The sequence below is a fragment of the Micrococcus sp. genome, assembly GCF_030523875.1.
GTDB lineage: Bacteria > Actinomycetota > Actinomycetes > Actinomycetales > Micrococcaceae > Micrococcus.
In genome coordinates, this window is record NZ_JAUNHR010000019.1 from 31,965 (window position 1) to 33,595 (window position 1,631).

Consider the following 1,631-nt stretch of genomic DNA (forward strand, 5'->3'; position numbering starts at 1 on the left):
GAAGTAGCAGCAGGGGCAGTACCCCGGCAGGGGGCGGGCCCCCCCGGGTGGCCGCCCGCGGGACCGCCCTCCCGCCAGGGAAAGGACCACCATGGGAGCCCAGATCCGGGTCTACCGCCAGAAGATCGCCTCGACGACCTCGATGCGCAAGATCTTCAAGGCGATGGAGCTGATCGCCACGTCCCGCATCACGAAGGCACGCGAGCGGGTCAACCAGTCGCTGCCCTACGCGAACGCGATCACGCGGGCCGTCAGCGCCGTCTCCAGCCAGCACGACATCGAGCACGTGCTGACCACCGAGCCCGAGAACCCCACGCGGGCCGCCGTGCTCATCATGTCCTCCGACCGCGGCCTGGCCGGCGCGTACTCGGCCAACGTCCTGCGCAAGGCGGAGCAGCTGCTCACCACCCTGCGCGAGGAGGGCAAGGACGTGGACGTCTACGTCCTGGGCCGCAAGGCGCAGACGTACTTCGACTTCCGCGGCCGTGAGTACGCGGAGCTGTGGACGGGCCAGACGGACGCGCCCAAGGCCGAGCGCGCCGAGGAGATCGGCCGCACCCTCGTGGACGCCTTCCTCACGGACACCGCGGCGGGCGGCGTGGACGAGATCCACGTGGTCTTCACCGAGTTCGAGTCGCTCGTGAAGCAGACCCCGCGCGTCATCCGGCTGCTGCCGCTCGAGGTCGTGGAGGAGGCCCCGGCCACCGCCGAGGACGTCCTCCCGCTCTACGAGTTCGAGCCGGACGCGGAGGAGGTCCTCGACGCCCTCCTGCCGAAGTACATCGAGTCGCGCATCTTCAACGCCATGCTCCAGTCGGCCGCCTCCGAGCTGGCCAACCGTCAGCGGGCCATGAAGTCGGCCGGTGACAACGCCACGAGCCTGATCAAGGAGTACACGCTCCTGATGAACAACGCCCGTCAGGCGGAGATCACCCAGGAGCTCACCGAGCTCATCGCGGGCGCGGACGCGCTCAACAACTCCTGAGCCATTCGACTCATCAGACCCGCCATCCACACACGATAGAAGTGAGAGAGATGACTGCCACCTTCACCGACCAGGGCGCGGCACCCACCGCCGGCGCCACCGGGCGCGTCGCCCGCGTCATCGGCCCCGTGATCGACGCGGAGTTCCCCCCGAACGCCATGCCGGAGGTCTACAACGCGCTGACCACCCAGGTCTCGCTCGCCGGCCAGACCCGCACCATCACCTTCGAGGTCGCCCAGCACCTCGGCGACAACATGGTGCGCGCCATCTCCCTGCAGTCGACCGACGGCCTGGTCCGCGGCGCCGACGTGCAGGACACCGGCGCCCCTATCTCCGTGCCCGTCGGCGACGTGGTCAAGGGCCACATCTTCAACGTGCTCGGCGAGAGCCTCGACATGCCGATCTCCGAGCTGGGCGTCGAGGAGCGCTGGCCGATCCACCGGCCCGCCCCGAACTTCGCCTCCCTCGAGGGTTCCACCGAGATGCTGGAGACCGGCATCAAGGTGATCGACCTGCTGACCCCGTACATCAAGGGCGGCAAGATCGGCCTGTTCGGCGGCGCCGGCGTGGGCAAGACCGTGCTCATCCAGGAGATGATCACCCGTGTGGCCCGCAACTTCGGCGGCACCTCGGTGTTCGCCGGCGT

The 1,631-nt window shown here is 69.0% G+C and carries 1 protein-coding gene and 1 pseudogene; both read left to right on the forward strand.

The window, feature by feature from the left end:
* The first annotated feature begins 91 nt into the window (after nucleotides 1-91).
* Complete coding sequence (locus tag Q4D18_RS04270; protein WP_303126123.1) at nucleotides 92-985, forward strand: F0F1 ATP synthase subunit gamma; 894 nt, start codon at nucleotides 92-94, stop codon at nucleotides 983-985.
* A gap of 50 nt (nucleotides 986-1,035) precedes the next feature.
* A pseudogene (locus Q4D18_RS04275) lies at nucleotides 1,036-1,631 on the forward strand (F0F1 ATP synthase subunit beta); the annotation flags it as partial.

Coding starts and splice junctions, on each gene's coding strand:
- Q4D18_RS04270 (WP_303126123.1), top strand. CDS start 92: ATGGGAGCCCAGATCCGGGTCTACCGCCAGAAGATCGCCTCGACGACC.